This is a genomic window from Acidovorax sp. KNOB132 (genome assembly GCF_057541515.1).
The window spans coordinates 1-1,008 of sequence record NZ_BAAJYT010000575.1 but is presented as its reverse complement, the minus strand read 5'-3'; the positions used below and the strand labels follow the sequence as shown (position 1 = coordinate 1,008).

Here is a 1,008-nt window from a genome sequence, read left to right as displayed (position 1 = left end):
TGTCGCGGGCATGGGCCAGCAGGCGCAGCCAGGGGTCGTGCTGGCTGCGCTCCCACAGCGTCCAGCCGGCGCCCACGAGCGCGGCCAGCGCGGCCAGCCCGCCCAGGGCCCGGGCCAGGTCTTCCCAGCTGGGCGATTCGATGCCCAGGGCTTTCAGCATGTCGAGCTGGCGGCCCTGGGTGTAGTTGAGCACCCACTGGTTCCAGCCGTTGTTGACGGCCTCCCACACGGCGCGCATCTGCTGCACCATGCCGGGGCTGATCATGGTGTCCATGGCGTTGCCGAACACGCCGCGCGGGGCCTGCAGGCGCTGGAAGGCGCCGATGCGGCCGGGCGAGACGGCGCCGGTCGGGTCCACGCGCACCCAGCCGCGGCCTTCGAGCCAGACCTCGGCCCAGGCGTGTGCATCGCTCTGGCGCACGGTCCAGTAGCCGTCGACCCCGTTGCGTTCGCCGCCCTGGTAGCCGGTGACGATGCGCGCGGGAATGTCCATCGCCCGCATCAGCACGACGAAGGCCGAGGCGATGTGTTCGCAAAAGCCTTCCTTGATGTCGAACCAGAAGGCGTCGGCCGTGTGCTGGCCGTACACGCCGGGCTCCAGCGTGTAGTTGTAGCCGCCGGTGCGCAGCCGGGCGAGGGCGGCGTCGACCAGGGCGGGCGGCCCGGACGCGGCCAGGCGCGGGTCGGCCAGCATCTCCTGCGCCAGGGCGCGGGTGCGCGGGTCGAATCCGTCGGGCAGCTCCACGTAGGAGCGCATCTGCCCGGTGCGCTGCGCCGGGCCGTGGGTGAAGCGGGGGTAGCTTTCGGCGCGGTAGCGCATGACCTCGTTGACCGGCCGGTTGACCACCCATTGCAGCTCCTGCGTCATGAAGGCCGACAGGCCCTCGGGCAGTTCGGGCCGGTCGCGGGCCGCGTCCAGGGTGAGCAGCCAGGGGCGCCGCAGCGGCTCCAGCGTGACGGCGTAGCGCAGGGGCTCGCCCTCGGTCTGCAGCCGCGCGGGCGCGGGCG

General features: G+C 73.0%; 1 protein-coding gene. It reads right to left on the bottom strand.

Features of this window, described 5'->3' with window-relative positions:
* Window positions 1-1,008 (bottom strand): transglutaminase TgpA family protein (locus AC27IO_RS24755; RefSeq protein ID WP_498741286.1); only part of this gene is annotated, 1,008 nt, incomplete at both ends.